This window comes from Nostoc sp., from assembly GCF_036917935.1.
In the GTDB taxonomy this organism is placed as follows: domain Bacteria; phylum Cyanobacteriota; class Cyanobacteriia; order Cyanobacteriales; family Nostocaceae; genus Nostoc.
This window is the reverse complement of the sequence record NZ_JBALEL010000002.1, coordinates 556,981-578,810: the sequence shown is the minus strand read 5'-3', so window position 1 is coordinate 578,810 and position 21,830 is coordinate 556,981. Positions and strand designations below refer to the sequence as shown.

Annotated in this window: 19 protein-coding genes; 9 read left to right on the top strand and 10 right to left on the bottom strand. The window is 40.5% G+C overall.

What is annotated here, in order from left to right; translation table 11 throughout:
* Positions 1–185: 185 nt before the first annotated feature.
* A complete protein-coding gene (locus tag V7K62_RS02795) occupies positions 186–551 on the bottom strand; it encodes a Spx/MgsR family RNA polymerase-binding regulatory protein (protein ID WP_334861429.1) in 366 nt (121 codons plus the stop codon).
* A 197-nt stretch (positions 552–748) separates the two neighbouring features.
* On the opposite strand from V7K62_RS02795, the gene V7K62_RS02790 reads away from it, so the two are divergent.
* The 4 genes from V7K62_RS02790 (at position 749) to V7K62_RS02775 (ending at position 4,574) form a co-directional block, all read left to right on the top strand.
* A complete protein-coding gene (locus V7K62_RS02790; RefSeq protein WP_334861427.1) occupies positions 749–2,923 on the top strand; it encodes a DEAD/DEAH box helicase in 2,175 nt (724 codons plus the stop codon).
* 186 nt (positions 2,924–3,109) lie between these two features.
* On the top strand, positions 3,110–3,712 hold the full coding sequence (locus tag V7K62_RS02785) for a TerD family protein (protein WP_334861425.1): 603 nt from the start codon (positions 3,110–3,112) through the stop codon (positions 3,710–3,712).
* A 70-nt stretch (positions 3,713–3,782) separates the two neighbouring features.
* Positions 3,783–4,355, top strand: coding sequence for a TerD family protein (locus tag V7K62_RS02780; RefSeq protein WP_334861424.1), 573 nt, complete (start codon positions 3,783–3,785; stop codon positions 4,353–4,355).
* A 105-nt stretch (positions 4,356–4,460) separates the two neighbouring features.
* Positions 4,461–4,574 (top strand): TerD family protein, encoded by a 114-nt coding sequence (locus V7K62_RS02775; protein WP_334861423.1) that lies wholly within the window; start codon positions 4,461–4,463, stop codon positions 4,572–4,574.
* 154 nt (positions 4,575–4,728) lie between these two features.
* On the opposite strand, the gene V7K62_RS02770 is transcribed toward V7K62_RS02775, so the two are convergent.
* The 4 genes from V7K62_RS02770 to V7K62_RS02755 form a co-directional block, all read right to left on the bottom strand.
* Complete coding sequence (locus tag V7K62_RS02770; RefSeq protein ID WP_334861421.1) at positions 4,729–5,301, bottom strand: Uma2 family endonuclease; 573 nt, start codon at positions 5,299–5,301, stop codon at positions 4,729–4,731.
* An 85-nt stretch (positions 5,302–5,386) separates the two neighbouring features.
* Positions 5,387–6,562, bottom strand: a complete 1,176-nt coding sequence (locus tag V7K62_RS02765) for a DNA double-strand break repair nuclease NurA (protein ID WP_334861419.1) — start codon at positions 6,560–6,562, stop codon at positions 5,387–5,389.
* A gap of 530 nt (positions 6,563–7,092) precedes the next feature.
* Positions 7,093–7,878, bottom strand: a complete 786-nt coding sequence (locus tag V7K62_RS02760) for an HAD family hydrolase (RefSeq protein WP_334861417.1) — start codon at positions 7,876–7,878, stop codon at positions 7,093–7,095.
* Positions 7,879–8,015: 137 nt separating this feature from the next.
* Positions 8,016–8,585 carry a Rieske 2Fe-2S domain-containing protein gene (locus V7K62_RS02755; RefSeq protein ID WP_334861415.1) on the bottom strand — a complete coding sequence of 190 codons (570 nt, stop codon included), beginning with the start codon at positions 8,583–8,585 and terminating at the stop codon, positions 8,016–8,018.
* A 554-nt stretch (positions 8,586–9,139) separates the two neighbouring features.
* Here V7K62_RS02755 and V7K62_RS02750 point away from each other — a divergent pair.
* Entirely contained in the window at positions 9,140–9,472 is a 333-nt protein-coding gene (locus V7K62_RS02750) for a hypothetical protein (protein ID WP_334861413.1), read from the top strand.
* A 514-nt stretch (positions 9,473–9,986) separates the two neighbouring features.
* Here the strand turns inward: V7K62_RS02750 and V7K62_RS02745 are convergent.
* Positions 9,987–10,346, bottom strand: a complete 360-nt coding sequence (locus tag V7K62_RS02745; RefSeq protein ID WP_334861411.1) for a DUF1016 N-terminal domain-containing protein — start codon at positions 10,344–10,346, stop codon at positions 9,987–9,989.
* A 996-nt stretch (positions 10,347–11,342) separates the two neighbouring features.
* Positions 11,343–12,782: an RtcB family protein gene (locus tag V7K62_RS02740; protein ID WP_334861409.1), complete on the bottom strand. Its 1,440-nt coding sequence runs from the start codon at positions 12,780–12,782 to the stop codon at positions 11,343–11,345.
* A gap of 420 nt (positions 12,783–13,202) precedes the next feature.
* Here V7K62_RS02740 and V7K62_RS02735 point away from each other — a divergent pair, with 420 nt between their 5' ends.
* Genes V7K62_RS02735 through V7K62_RS02725 form a run of 3 tightly spaced genes read left to right on the top strand, consistent with a single transcriptional unit; the run spans position 13,203 to position 15,985 of the window.
* Positions 13,203–13,397 carry a heavy-metal-associated domain-containing protein gene (locus V7K62_RS02735; RefSeq protein WP_334861482.1) on the top strand — a complete coding sequence of 65 codons (195 nt, stop codon included), beginning with the start codon at positions 13,203–13,205 and terminating at the stop codon, positions 13,395–13,397.
* 43 nt (positions 13,398–13,440) lie between these two features.
* Positions 13,441–15,738: a heavy metal translocating P-type ATPase gene (locus tag V7K62_RS02730; protein WP_334861407.1), complete on the top strand. Its 2,298-nt coding sequence runs from the start codon at positions 13,441–13,443 to the stop codon at positions 15,736–15,738.
* Between the two features lie 19 nt (positions 15,739–15,757).
* Complete coding sequence (locus V7K62_RS02725; RefSeq protein WP_334861405.1) at positions 15,758–15,985, top strand: hypothetical protein; 228 nt, start codon at positions 15,758–15,760, stop codon at positions 15,983–15,985.
* Here V7K62_RS02725 and V7K62_RS02720 read toward each other — a convergent pair.
* Positions 15,964–16,401: a heavy metal-responsive transcriptional regulator gene (locus V7K62_RS02720; RefSeq protein WP_334861403.1), complete on the bottom strand. Its 438-nt coding sequence runs from the start codon at positions 16,399–16,401 to the stop codon at positions 15,964–15,966. The genes V7K62_RS02725 and V7K62_RS02720 overlap by 22 nt on opposite strands.
* Before the next feature lie 348 nt (positions 16,402–16,749).
* On the opposite strand from V7K62_RS02720, the gene V7K62_RS02715 reads away from it, so the two are divergent.
* Complete coding sequence (locus V7K62_RS02715; RefSeq protein WP_334861401.1) at positions 16,750–17,838, top strand: aromatic ring-hydroxylating dioxygenase subunit alpha; 1,089 nt, start codon at positions 16,750–16,752, stop codon at positions 17,836–17,838.
* Positions 17,839–18,808: 970 nt separating this feature from the next.
* Here the strand turns inward: V7K62_RS02715 and V7K62_RS02710 are convergent.
* Both V7K62_RS02710 and V7K62_RS02705 read right to left on the bottom strand, forming a co-directional pair.
* Positions 18,809–19,486, bottom strand: coding sequence for a hypothetical protein (locus V7K62_RS02710; protein WP_334861399.1), 678 nt, complete (start codon positions 19,484–19,486; stop codon positions 18,809–18,811).
* A gap of 94 nt (positions 19,487–19,580) precedes the next feature.
* A complete protein-coding gene (locus V7K62_RS02705) occupies positions 19,581–21,575 on the bottom strand; it encodes a heavy metal translocating P-type ATPase (protein ID WP_334861397.1) in 1,995 nt (664 codons plus the stop codon).
* Between the last annotated feature and the right edge of the window lie 255 nt (positions 21,576–21,830).

Here is a 21,830-nt window from a genome sequence, read left to right as displayed (position 1 = left end):
AAAAGTCGTATTATCGGTATAAAAAGTTCTAGATCCCCCTAAATCCCCCTTATAAAGGGGGACTTCGATTCCGGTTCCCCCCTAAAAAAGGGGGGTTAGGGGGGATCTAAAATTGCCTAAAATCACAGTGAAATACTTTTCAAACAACCTCTTATAGTTTCCGGTAGTTTTAACTATGGGGTAACTCAGCATTCCTGAACTAAATCTAATTTTTCTCGAACTATTCCCTCATCTCTAAAGCCAACCAGCACAGCTGTTCCATCTTTCACGAAAAGTGGACGTTTGAGCAGCATTCCGTCGTGAGTGAATGCATCAACCCACTGTTCATTAGCCCAAGTCTTCTTTTCATCTCCTAAAGCGCGGTAGGATTGACCGGAGGTGTTTCGCATGGGAGCAAAACCCAAAGACTTTACCCAGTTTTGAATCATCTCACGAGTCGGCGGAGTATCTTTGATGTTGATAAACTCATGGTCAATGTTGTTGTGTTGGAGCCACGTCAAAGCTTTTTTGCAAGTGCTGCAATTGGGAATTCCGTAGACTTGAATAGACATAAAATAATTAAGCAACAATCTCCATATATGACATAGCAGGTGGAACTTCTGCCACCAATGCTCTTATCGTTGAATCTCTACGGCAGAAATTTAAGGGTAGCGATCGCTAATTCCAAACATGGAACTCGTTGATCCATGATTCGAGGGTTCTGAAATACCAAGGAGTAGTTTTACTAACACTTTTATCCATAAAAAATATGAGCGATGCCTTTAGCCGACTTGCACCCTTCATCCAAGAATATATTTATCATCACCAATGGACTGAATTACGACCAGTTCAAATTGCCGCTTGTCAAGTTATATTTGACACTGATGCTCACTTGCTGGTTACTGCTGCAACTGCTGCCGGTAAAACAGAAGCAGCCTTTCTGCCAGTTTTAACTCTATTACATGCCAACCCTGCGACCACCATCGGCGCATTATATATTAGTCCCATCAAAGCTTTAATTAACGATCAATTTGAGCGTCTCAACGACTTACTCAAAGAAGCAGATATTCCAGTTTGGCACTGGCACGGTGATGTTTCGCAAACTCGAAAAAACAAACTTTTAAAAAATCCTCAAGGCATTCTGCAAATTACCCCAGAATCTCTCGAAAGTTTGTTAATTAATAAAAATAACGACCTACTTCGCTTATTTGGTGATTTAAGGTTTGTGATCATTGATGAAATTCACGCCTTTATGGGTTCAGAACGCGGTTGTCAAATTATTTGCCAATTACAACGTTTAGCAAATTTGACGCAAAAACAACCCCGTCGTATTGGTTTGTCGGCAACTCTTGGCGATTACTCAATAGCTGAAAATTGGCTGCGATCGGGAACAGATAAGCCGGTGATTACACCAAAAATTGATGGTATAAAACGCCAAATAAAACTAGCTGTAGAACATTTTTATATTGCTGATGAAGTCGATGAATCACAGGCGACAGCTGATGAACAATATATTTTCAACCTCAGCAAGTTTCGCAAATGCCTAATATTTGCTAATAATCGCACACGTACCGAATCTGTAATTGCATCTTTGCGACAAATTGCCACAGAACAAGGACTACCAGATATATATCATGTACATCATGGGAGTATATCTTCTAGCTTGCGGCAAGCTGCTGAAAATGCGATGCGTGAACCCAACAATCCAGCTGTTACTGCTGCTACTCTGACTCTAGAATTAGGCATAGATATTGGTCATTTAGAGCGAGTTATTCAGTTAGAATCACCCTTATCTGTAGCTAGCTTTTTACAGCGCTTGGGACGCAGTGGTAGAAGAGGTGAAGCTGCTGATATGCGATTTGTTTGTGCTGAAGATAAGCCATTACCAGAAGCTTCTCTACCAGAGCAAATCCCCTGGCAACTTTTGCAGTGTATCGCCATCATTCAACTTTATTTAGAGGAACAATGGATTGAACCAATTAGACCAATAAAATATCCTTTGAGTTTGCTTTATCACCAAACAATGAGTATTTTAACAGCAGCAGGGGAAATTTCAGCTAATGCTCTAGCCAAACAAATTTTTAGTCTGCCACCCTTTGCTGAATTTTCCAAAGAAGACTTCCAATTATTGCTACGCTATTTAATTGATATTGGTCATATTCAGCATACTGAACAAGGTAAATTAATCCTGGGTTTGGCAGGAGAAAAGGTCGTGAGAAAATTTCAGTTTTATGCTGTCTTTGCTGAACAGCAAGAATATATTGTTAAGCAAGGTGTAACAGAAATTGGCAGTATCGTCACGCCAATTCCTGTTGGCAATCAATTTGCTTTAGCTGGGAGAACTTGGGAAGTCGTAGAAGTTGACTTTAAAAAGAAGGCTATTTTTGTTAAGCAAGCTGAGGGTAAAGCTAGTATTTATTGGCGTGGTGGTGGTGGTACTATTCATACCAAAGTTTTGCAACGAATGCAGCAAGTTTTATTTGAGAGTGTCGAGTATAGTTACTTACAAAAAAATGCTTTGCAACGTTTACGTCAAGTTCGCCAATTGGTGCAGCAGGTTCGATTAGATAAGCAGAATATTTTGCAATTAGAAAAAGGTAAATGCTGTATTTTTCCTTGGATGGGTACGGTTGCTTATCGCACCTTAGAAAGATTGCTCAACTCCTACTGTCGGGAATCATTGGAAATTACAAGTATTGGCGGAGTAAATCCCTATTATTTAACAATTAAATTAGGTAAGGATAAATTTAAATATCTTTATCGTGAAATTGCTTCCTTGTGTGAACAAACAATTACCGCAGAACATTTAGTTAGTACTTCGGAAGCACCGGAAATTCAAAAATATGATGAATTTATTCCTCATCCACTTTTACGGAAAGCTTTTGCTCACGATTATTTGGATATGAGGGAACTTAAACAGCAAGTGGCATTGTGGAGAGAATAAGCTCTCCGTATCTTTGTATCCTCAGTACTCGTTTGCTTCGCGCAGCGTCTCCGTGATTTGTTGAGAACCCTAAAACGGAGTTTTTGAGTTTACGTATTTTTACTGATTTCAGCGCTTCTTGAAGGTGAATAGGATAGAGCGCATAACAAAGAACTTTATCAATCCAATATATCTAAAATAACTTAGATGGCAATCAATCTACAAAAAGGGCAAAGCATCTCACTTTCTAAAGAAGCTCCTGGGCTAACAAAGCTGATGTGTGGATTGGGCTGGGATGTACCAAAATCCACCGGTGGCGGTTTTTTTGGGGCTTTCAAAAGCACTCAAGACTGCGACTTAGATGCTTCTGTAATCTGTTTGAATCAAAATGGCAAAATGACAGATGCAGGCAACGTTGTTTACTTTGGGAATCTATCCCACAAATCAGGAGCTATTACCCATTTGGGCGATAATCTCACGGGTGCAGGAGAAGGTGATGACGAGCAAATAATTATAGATTTAGCTCGACTACCGAAAGAAATTGTCAAATTGGTTTTTACGGTTAATATTTACGATTGTATTGCTCGTAAACAAGAATTTGTACAAGTTAAAAATGCCTTTGTGCGTCTGGTCAATATATCTAACAATCAAGAACTCGCCAAATATCATTTGTCGGGGTCTGAATACAAAGGAATGACCGGGATGATTATGGCTGAAATTTCCAATCAGAATAACGATTGGAAAATGGCAGCGATTGGCAACGGCATTAATGTTAATGGTTTAGAAGGACTTATAAAAGTCTATGCTTAACTACATATTGAGTTGAGTAACTCAATAGCAACTCGGAATCAAATTCATTTTGTAAAAATAGGTACTAATCATGTCAATTAATCTCAGTAAAGGCGAAAGGATAAATCTTTCAAAAGAAGCACCAAGTTTGAAAAATGCTGGAATTGGTTTAGGATGGGATATCAATGTTACAGATACAGGTTCAGGTTTTGACCTAGACGCTTCTGTATTTATGTTAAATGCTAACGGGAAACTTGCTAATGAGAAAAACTTTGTTTTTTATAATAATCCACAATCACCAGATAGTTCTGTGAAACATGAGGGAGATAGCAAAACTGGAGAGGGTATAGGAGACGACGAGACAATTAAAGTTGATTTGAGTAAGGTGGATTCTTCAGTTCAAGAAATAGTTTTTGTCGTCACTATCCATGAAGCAGAGCAAAGAAAGCAAAACTTTGGGCAAGTCAGAAACTCGTTTATCAGAATTTATGACAACGCCACAGAAAAGCAAATTGCTAAGTATGAATTAGATGAAGATGCCTCCACAGAAACTGCAATTGAGTTTGGTAAACTTTATCGAAAAGATGGAGAATGGAGATTCCAAGCTGTTGGGGCTGGTTATAAATCAGGACTGCAAAGTTTTGTAGACCGGTACGCTGCTTAGTAGCTATCTTAGAAGTTAATAAAAAGGGGGTATTCATTACTATTACCCCTTTTTTTTTTGCATAAATTAGTTAACAAAAACTTAATTTCTTAGGATGTATCTGAAATGGAAATTGAATTAAGCAAAGGTGGCAGGTTTAATCTTTCTAAAGAAGCTCCCAATTTAAAGAAAGTAGCTATTGGCTTAGGTTGGCAAATAAATAAAGCGGTTCTCAGTTGAGTGAGGTACAAGAACCCCACCCCCAACCCCCTCCCCGCAAGCGAGGAGGGGGCTATGATGTAACTTATATGATTAGGAAACGCTATAAATGTAACAATTATTAAGGCTTTTGTGTTCCCTGAAGTATACACTTAATGATTCAGTCTTAGCTCATCTAAAAGTTTACCATTTCATAAATATCACTGGATGAAATTTGGAAATTGATCGAAGCCAGTGTTAATAATGCATCGGGAGATTCATATTCAGTTAATACCCATTTTGCATCTGAGTTTTTAGCAAATTGCTCAACGTAAAATTTATATTGGTCAATCAGGATATATTCTTTAAATTCAGGAATCGAACGATAACAACGAAACTTATCTGATTCGTCATAACTTGTGGTTGATTTTGACAAAACTTCAATAATTATTAAGGGATTTGTAACTTTGGTATTGCTGTCACTTTCATACTCTGGTTTTCCCGCGATCGCCATCATATCTGGATATGTGTATCTTATATAACTTGGTATCCACAAGCGCACATCGCTAGTAAATAAATTATAATTTTGCCCTCTTAAAGCAAATTTTAAATGAGCAACTAAATTAACGATGATATGGTTATGATTAGTTGTACCCCCTGCGATTGCCACTATTTCTCCATCTAAATATTCGCTTTTGTATTCGGCTGCTTCTTCCAGTGCTAAATATTCTTCACGGGTGTAGTAGCGTTTTTCTGTCTGTGTTTGCATAAAAACCTGCTTAACAATTCCAAATTCAAAATTGTACCCTTACAGGGAAGCAAGCTACGCGCAGCGTCTCGTTTCAGACTCTGATTTAAGCAATACTCCCGCGCTTTCTGGCTTCTTTGTAGGAAGTTCCCACATTTTTTAAACCAGCTTTAATCATTTGTTGTTCGAGAAGGGCAAAGAAACGCGCTCGATCGCCACCTTTTACTACTGCTTGATTATGCGCCTCTGCGATCGCTACAGGGTAGCCATATCCTTTCTGCACTTGTGCTAACATCAGTCCCAGTGCTTGATCTAACATGGTTGCATTCTCCGCAACCCATGCCGGAACTTCGATTCGGGCGATTTCGGTGCCAACGTGGACGTAGCAAAAGTAAATTGTTTGATCGCCGTAGAGTTCGAGAATGGGGGAATTACTGCGCCACAAGGTACTGCGTTGTCCTGGTTTGAGTCGGGTTGCCCAAACAGAAGTATCTCGCAACTGTTCAAAAATTTTACAAGGTACTTTTTCTAGCTGATTTGGGCAATGAGTTTTACAATCTGGCGCTGGATGAGGACAAGCCAATAACCGTAAAAAGTTCATTGTTTCGATGCTGCGAGAGGCGCTAAGATAGCCCATCAACGGAATTTGAGCATCACGCATCTGCTGCCATGCTTCCAGGATGGGGGGTAAAATGCGATCGCGTGCATCCATTGGTAACTGTTCTAAAAACCAGTAAATTAGCGAACCATCTACCATCGCTAATGTTGGCGCTTCCCCTTGCGCTGCACACGCCAGTTCTGCTAACACCGTTGTTTCTGAAGCAGTGCGGCGAAAACTCATCCATTCTTCGGTTCTAATTCCCCACTGCCGAGACATATATAAATCTTCTGGGCGGTAAAATACCTCTGGCAAACTATCGAGTAGCGGATGGCGATTTTGTCCGTAGTGCAAGACGACTCTGCCGATATTTAGGAGATAACAGTAAGCAATTTCGTGATGGTTGGGGGCAATTTGGGAACCATCGGTAGCGATGACAGTATGAATTTTTGGCGGAACTGGGATATCAATGCAGGTTTCTAGTGGCTCAATTGGGGTAGCATTAGCAAAGGAAATGCGATCGCGCCATTTTTCCTGGCGATCAATTAAATCTTCTTGACATTCGTAAGCATTTTTTAGATGTTGTTGCGCCAATTCTAAACGCTGGCGACTGGCAGCAGCTTCTAAAGTAAGATGCTGACTTAAACCTTGCATTTGTCGCGCTAGTTTTGTCAGGTCAAGCATAAAAGTAAGTGTTAAGTGAGGAGTGAATAGTTATAAGTTAGGAGTTTTCCTAATTCCTGATTATTTACCTACATCTTTTTAATATCTTGCTTCGTTACCATTCTGCCAGTAAATTAAAATAATTCGTAATTGATAATGACGCTCTCATCCTCGCTATAGCGTTTCCTAATCATATAAGGTACATCATAGTCCCCTCCTCGCTTGCGGGGAGGGGGTTGGGGGTGGGGTTCTTGTACCTCACTTAAGCGAGAACCGCTATAAAATAATTCCTAATATAATAAAGTTGGGGATTTAGAGGTTGTTTGAAAAGTGTTTCACTGTGACTTTAGGCACTTTCAGATCCCCCTAACCCCCCTTAAAAAGGGGGGAACCGGAATCAAAGTCCCCCAATTTATCGGGGGATTTAGGGGGATCTAGAACGTTTTGCTACCGACAAGAGGACTTTTCAAACATCCTCTTAGACCCCAACAGGGAAATACCACCAAGATAGACAATTACGTGCAAGTATTTCACTAATAATTACGAATTAGTTAAAGCCAAGCTGAGAAATCTTTGGCAAACTGAGAAAGTGATAACAACTGAATTCGCGGGTCATTTTGGGCAGTTTCCCTTTCTGCTTGGGTATTATAGCCCCAGTCTGCAAGGAAAAGTTTCACATCCTCAAGGTCTGCTTGCTGTTGGACTAACTGTAATGCCTTGAGTCTATCTTCTACAAACCAGAGACTAACTGGCTTGTCTCCTGCTGACTGGATTAATTCTCGCAAAATATCATATTTGGGACGCTTGACTTCTTTACCAATAATTGCTTCTGGTGGTAAATTTACCCCTTCTTGTTGTAACAACTGCTGCACAAAACGCCCTTCTTTAGTTGTGACAATGTATAGCTTGACTCCACTGTCAACAGTTAATTTGATTTTTTCTACTACACCAGGATAAAATTTATGCAGACTTAGCCAACCACCTAAATCTGTGGTAATCCATTCATCTCGCTGGTTATCTAGTTTCGCACCTATTTCTCTTGCTTGTAGTTTGTCATTTAACAAAATTTGTGGGGCAATGCTTACCCATTCATGAAGAATCTTTTCGTCAGGAATTCCATCTACCAAGGCTTTAATTAAAACGGGCATTTCCCAACCCGTTTCAATAACAGGTCTTAGGCGATAGAATCTCAAAGCTAAATCATCTGGCGGTGTGTCGTTAGCAGAAGACCAAATTTCACAGTAAGTACGCCATGCCACCTCAAAATATTCAATTAATCCGTCGCAAATCACTCCATCAAAGTCCAGGGCTAAAATTTGGGGACTACTTGCGGTCATTGGTTTGAGAATGAAACTGCTGTTGTCAGCTTACCTGACAAATTTAAATCATGCAGTAATTTTTGTTAGTCTTTTATAATTCATAACTTGCTTAAAAAGTATGGTGGCATTGTTAAATTTGATTTGTTACTGGTAGGTTAACGAGGATCTACAGCAGGTTTGTGATCGACTAAACGAATTTGGTTTTGCTTGACTACTACAGTGATTAGTGGTAAAGGACGTTTAGCTGGGCCATGAACAACTCGACCCTGAGAATCGTATTGAGATCCATGACAAGGACAAATAAAGTGATTCTTCTCAAGATCCCACTCGACTGTACATCCTAAATGGGTGCAGATTGGACTGATAGCGTATTCAGCAATCTGTGGCCCGTCTTGAATAATCAGATAATCAACGCTACGATCTGGCAAGCCTTTGACGAAAATCGGAATTCCGGGCTTTGCAGTTGCTAATAGTGCATTAGCCTCAATTTCTTTGCCGTCTTGAGCCAGTGCCGCCGATCCTGGAAGATAATTTTGACAGCGTGAATTCTTTGGATAAAGTGAGCAAAGGGTTTCTAGGTCTATCTCACGACTCTGGCTGACTTTGGGAAATAGATATCCGATAGCTACTGATGCAACTGTAGTACCTAGCATATAGGTTAAGAAATCCCGGCGCGTTTTTATACTAGCTGGAATTTTGTCATTAGTAGAAGAATGTTCTTTCATGATTCGATTTACCAACAAAGGTCTACTACTATACTACGGTGCGATCGCATCAGGATTAATCTAGATTTGTGTTTGCTGTGGGTTCATCTTCATAAAATTTGCTTTTTTTAAGAGTTGTTCCTGAACTTTAATTCTTAATTATTATTTATTTCTGAAGTATAGGAATCCGATTTGATTCCTGAAAAAATCTAAGTATATGTAGTGGGGTGGCAAGCTTAAAATAGTACATTAGACGTAGGTTGGGTGGAGCGGAGCGCAACCCAACATACATCAGGATGTTGGGTTACGCAAAGCCTCTACCCAACAAAGCAATTTTTTTGCAACATTTTAGCCTTGACACGCCACTACAGTATCTAATTTTGTTCAAAAATAAAATAGTAATCCTATATCAGGTGATTTATAACCCTCAAAGCTAGGCTATAACCTAAGATATCTTCTTCACAAAATCTCTTCAAAATATATTCTCAAACTCTCTCCAGAGAAAGACCTCTTTATGCCTTTGATTTTTTAAGCTGTTGTTAGTCAAGTCATATATTTTAATACCTGAAAGCGCCATGAGTAATAAAAATCAAGAAAATCAAATTAATCAACCAGTAAGCGAAGACCGGGATTCTCGTGAAAAGCCAGATGTGAACGAAAGAAACTTAACCGCGAATCCAGGAGATAGAATTGCTGATGAGCCTCAATCAATTGAAGAGAAGGCTAAACAGGCAGCTGTTGATGATGTACCAGACATTACAGGTGACAGAATCACAGTCCCGACTTACTTCGTTGTGGATGAACCCAACGGCGAAAAAAAGGCACTCCACCACGTTAAAGACGCTGAAGAAATCTCCGACGTAATTCGGCAGGCACGACTTGACGAAAATGGAAATCGAATTTGGTAGTAGTTGTTTATGGAAGACGCAGAGACACGGAGAAATTATCAAATACTCTCTCCGTTTTTTTTGCGTCTCCCGCTGACCACGTTTTCTTTGGTCAAGTTAGTCTATAGCGTTTCCTAATCATACAAGGTACGTCATAGCCCCCTTTCGAAGAGCGGGGAGGGGCTTGGGGGTGGGGTTCTTGTATCTCACTCAACTGAGAACCGCTATATTAATTCACGTAATTAGAATAGAGAAATCCTATCTGAGTTGTGAAAATTATTTAGAGGATGTTTGTAAAGTCTAATTTATTACTAGCCCTGGCTACTAAGTAGGTCGGTGTAAATAAACATAACTATATTTCTGTCATTGCGATCGCGTAGCGTCTCGTAGAGAGGAGGCACAACGAACGCAAGTGCGTGTCGCAGACAAGCAATCGCAAGGGTTTCGGACTTTTACATTTTGTTACATAGCTAGGTTTATTCGTGCCTACCTACTTATAAGTCCTGGCTAAACAGACAAAACTTTACTTTTTCAGTTAGTCCACGCAGGTGGAATTTGATTGTGTAGTAGCGACTCCTAGTCGCCCATAGGCTTCGGCAAATGCCCGCATATACTTGAGGTTGCGAAGCGAAAAGCCTTTCATTTCTGGAAAAGCCTTCTGCAAGTCAGCCGCCAGACGATTGATAACTTTTGCGCCCCAACTCTGCTGCTGTTGGCGATTCAGAATATCTCCCCCAATTTGCCAGTATAGTAATACTAATTCTTTATTGACTGCTATTGCGGCACGTAACTGAGCGCTAGAAATTCGTGTTTTTAGTTCAGTTAAAAAATTTTCATAACCGATAACATCAGATGCAGCCCTTTGTAGAGCTTTGGATTTATCGTCTCTAGGCATAAGAAAATATTAACGCTACTTCTATACTGCCAGCATTACGCAAAATTTTGCTAACCAAATTTTGATATCAGATAGAGATATGCAACAATCCAGCGTTATATCAGTATTTTTGCTGCATCGGCGGCGGAAGACTGTGAGTTAAATTTGCCAGTATTTACGCAAGGGCGAGTGCCAAAACTTCAACATATTTTCATGAAAAATGTTTTTTAGTGACCAAAAATTAAAGGTTCTAAGAAGTCGTTACTTATAACTTTGACATCAGAGTGTATAGCCTGAATAATGTTCTTACGTAAAAATCCATACTTATATAAGACTCGTATTTGATTTTTGCTAAATAGAATTAGAGCAAAACCCGATCCGGCTTGCTCACACTCAGTTTGGCTTTTAAAAATTAAATGGGATTGTTATATAAAGTCGTGTTAATAGGGTTGCATTATGCATTTATCGAATTCAAGAACCAGCTTAAAAACTCGTCAAAAAAACAATAGAATAGGTACATTTCTTTTGAATCATAGAAACATTGTACTGCTCACTGGATATTTAATTACTCTACCGATTTGTACATTGATAACTTTATCCTTATTATTACCCTTATTCACTTCCATTGGAAACTCGTACCACTCTACATCGATTCCTTGGATAGATGATGCATCTGAATGTGAACATACTGGCAGAAACTGGAGCGAGCGCAAGTGTTGGGATAATGAACACAATCCCATGTTTTGAATGGAGATTTAACTCAGAAGGTATACATACAAACAATTAGAACAATTGCTTAATTTGACAAAACAGCGACACCGAATAGCCCGTCGTAGACATCGCTCTCATCCATGAGACTGAGTAAATTCCTATCTAACTAGCTGATTGCAAAATAATCATCATTAATATGCAGTTATCGCATTAGTACGGATTTACAATAGCTTCACAGATGCGATTCTAAATGAGGGAATAAAGATGGATACCCCTGGTAAACACCAGGGGCTTTTTATTTGGCAGCTACGCCTTAAACGTCAACACCGGACTCAATCGCGCCACAACGTCCACCATTTCTGCTTCAACCTGTACATCAATCACAGACTGAATCGGTTTGTAGGCAGCAGGTGCTTCCTCAATTCGGCGTTCTTCACGCAGAGTGATGCAGTCTACCCCAGTTAATCCTAGTTCCGCCTCACTTTGAGATGCACCTCTGCGGTTGAGGTCGAAGCGAGAACGAATTCTTCCCGCCCCATGTGAGGCCGAATTACAAAATGCTGCATTCCCTCTACCCACCATCAGATAAGAATAAGCACCCATTGAACCAGGGATAATTACTGGTTGCCCTAGATGGGCAGGACAAGCGCCCTTGCGTGTCACCCATCCTTCACCTTCTGGCAAGGTGATGTTATGCGGCAAGTCATAAACTAGAGGTGCTTCCACATCTTTGTATACTTCCCGCAAACGCAGACGTAGCAATTCTGCTAACAACAGGCGATTGACAAAGGCATAGTTAGCAGCAGTGGCCTCAGCTTGCAGGTAACTCGCAACTAGTTCGGGGTGAGAATAAGTAGAAAGAGGAAAAATCTGAGAATCAGGGTACTTCAGACCTTTTTGCCAAGCTGCCTTAGCTTTATCTCGCCACATTCCCCCAATATACTTACCTACGTTTCGAGAACCAGAGTGAATCATAAAAGCTAGCTGTCCCTCGCGCACTCCCCAGGCGTGGGCAAGTGTACGATTTTCAACTTTATCAACCCGTTGCACTTCGACAAAATGATTACCGCCGCCAATGGTTGCCAGTCCGCCATCGCGTACCAGTCCAGCATCGGGAACCAATTCTTCAGGCGCAAGTTTCCAGTCACCATCCATTGAACCACCTAAGAAGATGCGTTCGCTCTCTTGGGCAAGTTGTTGCAAATCAGATTTGACTACACTGCCCGTAGGCTGATCTAGCATGACATCCAGCCAACCAGGAATACCGTACTGAAATAGCGATCGCATTGCTTGAGCAGTCATCGTCACATCACGCGTACCGAAGAAGTAATCCCCCTTCATCTTTTCTACGAATTGGTCGCGCTTTGCTAGGAATTCGTCGATTGTCAAATCAACAACATGCAGGCGCATTCCACAATTGATGTCAGAACCGACGGCACCAGGGATAACCTGACCCACAGTTTCTACGACTGAACCAATGGCAACACCCGCATCACCTGGGTGAAAGTCAGGCGTAGCACAGGCACGACACACACATCCACCTGATGGGTGGCGGACGCTTGCTAAATTTGCTAACTGCTTCAATGCTTTAGCTTCTACGGGAAAATCTTCTGGTAGTAGTACTTCTGCTACAGGGGTATCAGGAGAATTAACTAAACGAACTGAATAAGTGCAATTGCTATAAGTTACATCTAAACCTTGCCGCTCTAAAGCACGCAGGAGACGTTTGAGATTTTTTGGCTGCATGAAAACTCCAAATAGAGCCTTAAAAAAGACCCTTTGTTGTGAAGAGAGTAGGAGACTTGGGTTCAGCAGCCGCGTCTCAATTAGTGCAGAAGGTCATTTTCCCAGAATTGTGGGGAAAACAACAGGTTAATTCTGACTAATGTGGTTATATAGCCTTAATAACATACACTTTCATCGAATGACAAGTTTTTTGTAGTACGTTGTATTTTTGATCGGCAATGGTTACTCAGTCAAACCAAAGTTGTAAAGAAATTTGAAGTTTAGCGAAAAACTTTTAAAAATCTCTAGACTCTCCAGCCGGCTAGAGAGTCTAGGATGAATTCATGGCGACTCTCTTTCCAGTTATTTCTGACGCTTGAGAGATACGTCTCAGTCATCCAGCTTGCTCTGGCTAGGTTGTTCATTTTATCCCGTAAATCTATGACTCTCCAACTCACAGTTCCCAACATGGCTTGTTCTGTTTGTGCAGGTACCATCACCAAAGCACTTCAGGCAGTCGATGCCAATGCTAGCGTTCAGGCTGATCCAACAACCAAGCTTGTCAGTGTAGAAACTCAAGCATCAGAAACAGCAATTAAGGAAGCGTTGGCTGCTGCTGGTTATCCAGTTGCTTAATCTTTAAGATCCTGCCACACCAATCACAGGGGTTCATCTAGTTATGGATACTCTCACACTCAAACTTCGAGGCATGAGTTGCGCCGCTTGCGCCAACAACATCGAAAAGGCGATTCGCTCTGTTTCTGGGGTAATTGACTGCAACGTTAACTTTGGAGCAGAACAAGCTACCATCAAGTACGATCGCTCTCTAGCGAATTTAGAGAAAATCCAAGCTGCGATCGCATCTGCGGGATACTCTTCTGACTCACTCCAGGAAGAACTGCTCTCTGAAGAAGATGATGTCGAGAAAGCGAGTCGGCAAGCATTACAACGCCAACTCTCTCTCAAGGTAGTTGTTGGAGGTGTAATCAGCATTTTCCTACTTTTGGGGTCGTTACCGATGATGACTGGGCTGAACTTACCCTTAATTCCCAGCTTCCTGCAAAATTCTTGGATGCAGTTAGTGTTGACAACCCCCGTCGTGTTCTGGTGTGGTGGATCTTTTTACCGGAATGGCTGGAAATCTCTCAAGCGCCATACGGCAACGATGGACACGCTGATTGCTTTGGGCACAAGTGCAGCGTATCTATATTCTTTGTTTGTCACTGTTTTTCCGAAATTTTTTATTGCTCAGGGCTTGATACCTCATCTTTATTATGAAGTTGCCGCCATTGTCATTACCTTAATTTTGCTGGGGCGGTTGTTGGAAAATCGCGCTAGGGGACAAACTTCTGAAGCTATCCGCAAACTCATTGGATTGCAAGCTAGAGATGCCAGAATCATCCGTGATGGTAAGGAAATTGATGTTCCGATCGCCGAAGTCAGAATCAATGATGTGATTTTAGTGCGTCCTGGTGAAAAAATTCCGGTAGATGGCGAAGTGATTTCAGGCGCTTCGACAGTAGATGAAGCGATGGTGACTGGTGAAAGTTTGCCAGTCAAAAAGCAGCCAGGAGATGAGGTAATTGGGGCGACGATTAACGGTGCGGGTGCATTTCAGTTTCGGGTGACACGAGTCGGAAATGATACATTTTTGGCTCAAATTGTCAAACTAGTGCAACAAGCACAAGGTTCTAAAGCACCAATTCAGCGCTTGGCAGATCAAGTGACAGGATGGTTTGTACCAGCTGTGATTGCCGTTGCGATCGCCACTTTTGTCATTTGGTTTAATTTCACTGGCAACCTCACCTTAGCAACAATGACAACGGTGGGTGTACTGATTATCGCTTGTCCTTGTGCTTTGGGTTTAGCTACCCCCACTTCTGTAATGGTGGGAACGGGCAAAGGTGCAGAAAATGGCATTTTGATTAAGGGTGCAGACAGCTTAGAACTAGCACACAAAATTCAAACCATCGTTTTAGATAAAACCGGCACTTTGACTGAGGGGAAACCTACTGTTATAGACTTTGTAACTGTCAACGGCACAGCTAACGGTAATGAAATCAAGCTTTTACAGTTAGCAGCAACGGTGGAACATAATTCTGAGCATCCTTTAGCGTCAGCAGTGGTGAAATATGCTCAGTCTCAAGAAGTAAGTTTAACAGAGGTAAAGAACTTCGTGGCTAACGCAGGTAGTGGTGTCCAAGCAGTTGTTTCAAATCAGCTTGTGCAAATTGGTACACAACGCTGGCTAACAGAACTTGGAATTAACACCATCAGTCTCCAGCAGTATAAAGATGCGTGGGAAGCGGCTGGTAAAACAGTTATTTTGATTGCTGTAGATGGCGAACTACAAGGAATAATGGGTATTGCTGATGCCCTCAAACCCTCGTCAGCAGGAGTGGTGAAAGCCTTACAGAAGTTAGGTTTAGAAGTAGTAATGCTTACTGGAGATAATCGTAAAACTGCTGATGCGATCGCTCTACAAGTTGGCATTGAGCGAATCTTTGCTGAAGTGCGTCCAGATCAAAAAGCGGCGATTATCCAATCCCTGCAAAGAGAGATACAGAGATTTCCCAAATCCAAAATCCAAAATCTAAAATCTAAAATTGTGGCGATGGTAGGTGATGGCATAAATGATGCGCCAGCCTTAGCACAAGCTGATGTAGGAATTGCCATTGGGACGGGAACAGATGTAGCGATCGCAGCTAGCGATATCACCCTAATTTCTGGAGATTTGCAAGGAATTGTTACAGCAATTCAACTTAGCCGCGCTACCATCAACAATATCAGGCAAAATCTCTTCTTTGCCTTTATTTACAACGTCATTGGTATTCCGATTGCGGCGGGAATTCTGTTCCCCATCTTTGGTTGGTTACTCAATCCAATTATTGCCGGCGCTGCGATGGCTCTTTCTTCACTTTCTGTTGTTAGCAATGCCCTCAGATTGCGTAACTTTCAACCAAAAATTAGCTCATAATTGCAGGGTAATTTAGGAAATGTTCAGTAAAAAAATACTTTGGGGAAGCCTGATAGCTTTAGTGCTTCTCACTGGAACATCAGCTGTAACATTAGCACAAATGCCAGCCCATTCATCAGAGCAAACTAGCCAATTTCAAAGCATTGAGCAACCTTTGAGCTTAAAAGTCGGTGTTGCGATCGCAGGTTTAGCCTTAATTGGACTAGAGTTGTGGTGGTTTCTTGTTTATAAAAGTCCTGAGTCCTGATTGGTGTTTTGAATAATCGGACAAATTGTCTTCTCATGATGGTCGCTGATATTTTTCCAGCCTAAAAGTAATCCCTTGATTTCAGAGCGTAAAGTTAACAATTGATCAATTTGGCGATCAATCTGCAAGACCTTTTCTTCAAGCTTTTCTTTAATTTCCCCACAGGGAGTTTGTCCTTGATCGTAAACCAGAAGAATATTTCCAATCTCTTCTAGGCTAAGACCAAGATTTTGCGCTCTTTTAATGAATGCTAGACGAGTTAGCACATCCAATGAAAACTGGCGAAAACCTCCCTCTGTTCGTCTTGATGAATTGATTAAGCCTAAACTTTCATAATAACGAATTGTCCTAATGGGGATTCCGCTTAAATCTGTTACCTGACCAATTAAAAGCAGTTTTTTATCTTGAGTTAACACGGTAGCTTTTCCCAACTCTTGTAATTATTATTACATATTTTGCTAATTCTTAAGTCGTTTGCAAGTTTAGCGAAATATTGGCATCAGTAGTTGAAATTTTTATCTAATTAGAGATTTTACTAAGTTTTAATTTTTCAAATATCTATCATGAATGGATATCACCTTAGTTAAGTCGATATCTAATTGGCACGTTTTTGACAATTATAATAATATTTACTCAAAAATTTAACTTCTGAGTTTTATCTATTTATTGGGCAACTATTTGTCATGGTACTGAAAGTAACTGTTTTGTTTTAGTTCTCATGTTACTTCTAGATCAACTGCTTCACTTCAAGTGAAACCATAAAAATGAATCTCAACTCGCAGACTTATAGCTCAATCCCTAAACCTAAAATTTTTAATAGTTCAGAGCGTTTTATTGAGGGATGGTATTGGGTAATACCCTCTCAAAATCTGCGGGTGGGTGAAGTAAAACCTGTCACGATTTTGGGTAGAAAATTAGTAATTTACCGTGGTAAAGACAAAAGAGTAGTTACCTTTGATGCCTACTGTCCACACATGGGCGCTCACCTTGCTGAAGGCAAAGTTGAGGGTAATGCACTACGTTGTTTTTTCCACCACTGGAAGTTTGATCCTGAAGGGATGTGTATTGATATCCCATGTTTAGATGCGCCGCCTTCCTTGAAGTTACAAACTTGGCCCACTGCTGAAAAATACGGGATGATTTGGGTTTGGACTGGAGAAATACCACAACAACCTCTACCTTTTGTTCCAGAGTTAGAACAAAAAGAGTGTGATGTCGCCATCCATTCCCACTTCTTGATGAACTGTCACCCCAATGTGGTGATGATTAATGCGATTGATGCTCAACACCTCAATACAGTTCACAAATTGCCACTAGAAATTATTTTTGAAAGACACGAACTGAACGAGAATGCAATTATCTTCAGTAATACTACACCCATCAAAGACAATTTGTTTTTGATTAAGCTCATCCGTCTTTTCTACAAAAATGCCATAACTTACAGTATTTGCTATTGGTACGGTAGCATTGGCATTGTGACACTTGGCCCCGATTTCTTCCATGTCCACATGATGGTTGTACTTCGCCTCCACGAAGGGGGAAAAACGGAAGGTCAAGTTCTGTTGATGACTAAAAAACGTAAAGGAATTTTTGGTTGGTTATGCAATCGAGTTGTGCTATGGCTGACTAAGATTGCAGCTAAGTACTTTCTCATGGGTGACATCAAGATTCTCCAAACAATTCAGTTTGATTTGAAAACTCCCATCAAAGCAGATCACTCAATTATGCAGTTTATTAACCATCTTGAAAAACAGCAATCCCTAATGTGGGGGACTTGGAAAGAAGCGCGATCGCGCGATGTGGAGAGCAAACCGAAGCGGGAGAGATGGCAAGATACAATGAGTAATGACTAATATCATCTCTATATAACCACAATTCCGTCAGACTGCTTGGCCAATTAAACGTACACGATCTCATACCATTGTCAATAATCTTTGCAACAAATTAATCGTTTGTAGGGGCGTACATCTGTCATTGGTGTCAACTTAACGTGAAAGCTACTTCTAGACTAGCTTTTAGATTGCCTCGTTCCTCGTTCCCAGTCTCCGACTGGGAATGCTCGTCCTTGAGGCTCCGCCTCTCTTGCTGGCGGCAGAGCCGCCAGGAGCAGCATTTCTAGCCAGAGGCTAGAAACGAGGTTTTAAAGGAGTTTCAGCTTAAGTTGACACCAATGGTACATCTGTACGCCCCTACAAATCTATGCGTAGCAGGTATTTTGTGAAATGGTATAACAATTAATAAAGGTTAAAAATTCAACAAAGTTACTTTTAACTTTTAATCCATTTTTTACTGGGCTACCAGATCAATAAAAAGAAGTGGCAAAGCCACTTCCTAATTCCCAGGTAGAACCTAAGTTATGAGTATAACCACTACAAAAATTTGAAATAGTATAAACAAATACCAATTAACTGGATATCTCTGTTTTCCTTGTTGTCTGGGTGAGGAAATCCTGATTTTCCTGCGCCAAATAACTGTATATTTACATAAGTCTCATGATTGCAATGCAGACTCAATATTATCCAGTTCATCGCTTTTGTCTAAGTCCCAATAGGCAATGCATCGATTTCGTGTTGTAGATGCTTCTCAGAGGACATGCAGGTACTTTTTGAGTCAATAATCTTTACTCAAGACGACTAGCCAGATTATCGATCTAGCAATCTGGTTTACTGTGTTTGGTTTCAATAGCTGAAACATCATTGCGACACAAGATGTCACTTATGTAATTTCTTCTGTCAGTAATTTACCAGTTCTAGACTTAGTATAAGAATGTTGTCTCCATAGTTCCTCTACGCCCTAGCAAGCAAACTGATGTTTAGCATACCACTATTCACTTGGATTCAGTACAAGGATAATTTCTGCAAGCCTAATTCCTAGAGGTTTCCAGTGGGGATTGGTGGAGGAAAAAGTACCATCCCCAGACACTGATTGGTAGTCATTGGGAAACTTTTCAGAAGCATTGGCAGCAGCATCTACTCGTAAAATGAGTTTGCCTTGATAACGGGATAATTTACTACCATCTAACAAAATCGTGCCACCGTAATCCCACGCCAATCCATAAAGTTTAAAATCACCTAATTTCTTACGTAACTCGTTTAAGGGTGTTCCCACTCCAATACCTTCGCGGGTTTTCCAAGCTGAACCCAGGTTACGCACATCTAAAGGTTTAGTACGAGTATTATCACTCCAAACTACTAGCAGAGAACGTCCCTGATTTAGGTTTACCTGAGTAGCTGCAAAACTACCTATTCCTTCAGCACCAGAGATAGTTTTATCAACGAGATGAGACCCGCCAAACAGTTTGACTAAATCTTGCTTGGTGGTTTTGCGTGTTATCGGCCCCACTCGTTCCCCAGGAACAATTAAGGTATCTTTTAAGGGTTGCGATTTAGCAATAGTAATTGGATGATTGATTTTCTGGGGTAGTGCAAAGGCTGGGTTTGCTGAATAGTTTAGCAGTAAAGCTAAAGTAGCTATAGCAATGCCTTTGATTGATAAATTCATGGTTTTTATTATTGGGTAGCACAATATGAGTGAGCAGTACTCATATTGTGCTACTACAATTTCCCAATTACAGATTCCCGATTTCCCAAAAATTTTATTTCATCGCTCTAGTTGCGTTTAAAATTGCCAGTAAAGCTACTCCGACATCAGCAAATACAGCTTCCCACATTGTCGCTATACCTAAAATACCCAACCCAATAAATACACCTTTAATTGCTAAAGCAAACCCAATATTTTGCCAAACAATTGTGCGGGTTTTTCTGGCGATTTGTATTGCTTCTGCTACTTTTAATGGTGCATCTGTCATAATCACAATATCGGCAGTTTCTATCGCTGCATCTGACCCTAATCCACCCATTGCCATACCAACATCTGCTCTAGCAATCACTGGCGCATCATTAATTCCATCTCCAACAAAGGCAACTTTACCATGCTTGCCGGCGGTGCTGAGTAACTTCTCAATGGCATCAACTTTTTCTTCAGGTAATAACTCTGCTTCGTAGCTATCTATGCCAAGCTGTTGAGCAATTCGGGAAGCGATCGCTTGATTATCTCCTGTCAACATTACTGTTCTCTCTACACCCATTCGCTTGAGTGCTTGAATAGCAAGTCTTGCATCTTCTTTCAGTTCATCAGCAATGATAATATATCCCGCGTAAATATCATCCACTGCTAGATGAATAACTGTTCCTTCTAACTGGCAATTATCGTGAGCAATCTTCTCTCGATGTAATAGGCGATCGCTTCCTGCTATCACTACCCTATTTTCAACCTTGGCTCTAATTCCATAACCTGCGATCTCTTCATAATCTCTCACCTCAAATTCATCGATTTTTCCAGCATAAGCCTTGCGGATAGATTGAGCGATGGGATGATTTGAGTGCGATTCTACTTTGGCAGCTAATTGCAGCAATTCTTGTTCATTCCAGCCATTTAATGGTACTATTTTTTCTACCTTGAATACCCCTTTTGTTAACGTTCCCGTTTTATCAAAAACAACTGTATTGACTGCATTTAAAGTATCTAAAAAAGTAGAGCCTTTAACTAAAATACCACGTCTAGCTGCACCTCCCACACCTCCAAAATAACCTAATGGAATACTGATAACGAGTCCACATGGGCAGGAAATAACTAGTAAAATTAGGGCACGATAAACCCATTCGGAAGAAGTTGCACCCGAAATGAATAAAGGAGGTAATATTGCAACTGCTAGAGATGTAAAAACTACTATTGGCGTATAATATCGGGCAAATTTAGTAATAAACTTTTCTGTTTCTGCTTTTTTACTTTTGGCATTTTGCACCAAGTCTAAAATTTTGGCAATGGAAGATTCATTAAATAGTTTTGTTACTTTAATGCTGAGAACACCCATTTTATTGATCATCCCAGCCAAAACTGTCTCTCCCAGTCTCACCGTTCGCGGTACAGATTCTCCAGTTAATGCAGATGTATCAACTTGTGAATTACCATCTATAATTTCTCCATCTAAGGGAATCTTTTCTCCAGGCTTTACAACGATAATATCGCCAATATTTACTGTTTCTGGCGATACTTTCTTGAGTTCTCCCTCTATTTGGATATTGGCATAGTCTGGGCGGACTTCCAATAATGCTTTGATGGAATTACGTGAACGACTAATGGCAATATCTTGAAACAATTCTCCAATTTTATAAAATAACATTACTCCGACAGCTTCGGGTAATTTATGAATTGCGATCGCCCCTAGTGTCGCTACTGTCATTAAAAAGGTTTCATCAAATACTCTGCCTCTGAGTATATTGCGCCCAGCAGTTTTTAAAACACTCCATCCACTTAATAGATAGGCAGGGATGAAAAGCAGATATTCACCGATTGAATAAAGTGTATTGTGTAATTGATTTTCAAAAATTACACCAGGCGCATATAAACTTAAAATCACAACTAAAGGCAATACCTCATTTTTAAGATTGAATTCTCCACCGTGGTCATGATCGTGGTCATGGTTATGATTCTCATCATGATGGTGATTATGAGCATGGTTATGATTCTCGCGATCGTCATGTTCACCGTTGCAACAATCTGAAGATTCTGAATGTACTTTCCGCTTCATTTTTTTGGTGTAGGCTAGTAAATTAATTGAGATATGAACCTTTTTACAAATGTAATGAAAAAAAGAAGTTTTTACAAGTTTATATTTTAAGAACGAGAATCTATATCAAATTTATTGCTAAATATATATACTATCTTTTGGTTAAAATTATGATTGATAATCTTGTCAAGATAGCGATAGCGGTTGGCAATTCTATGGAACAACCTAAGATATAACTTTTGTTCGTAGTGAGCGATTTATCGCTCTGCATAAGAA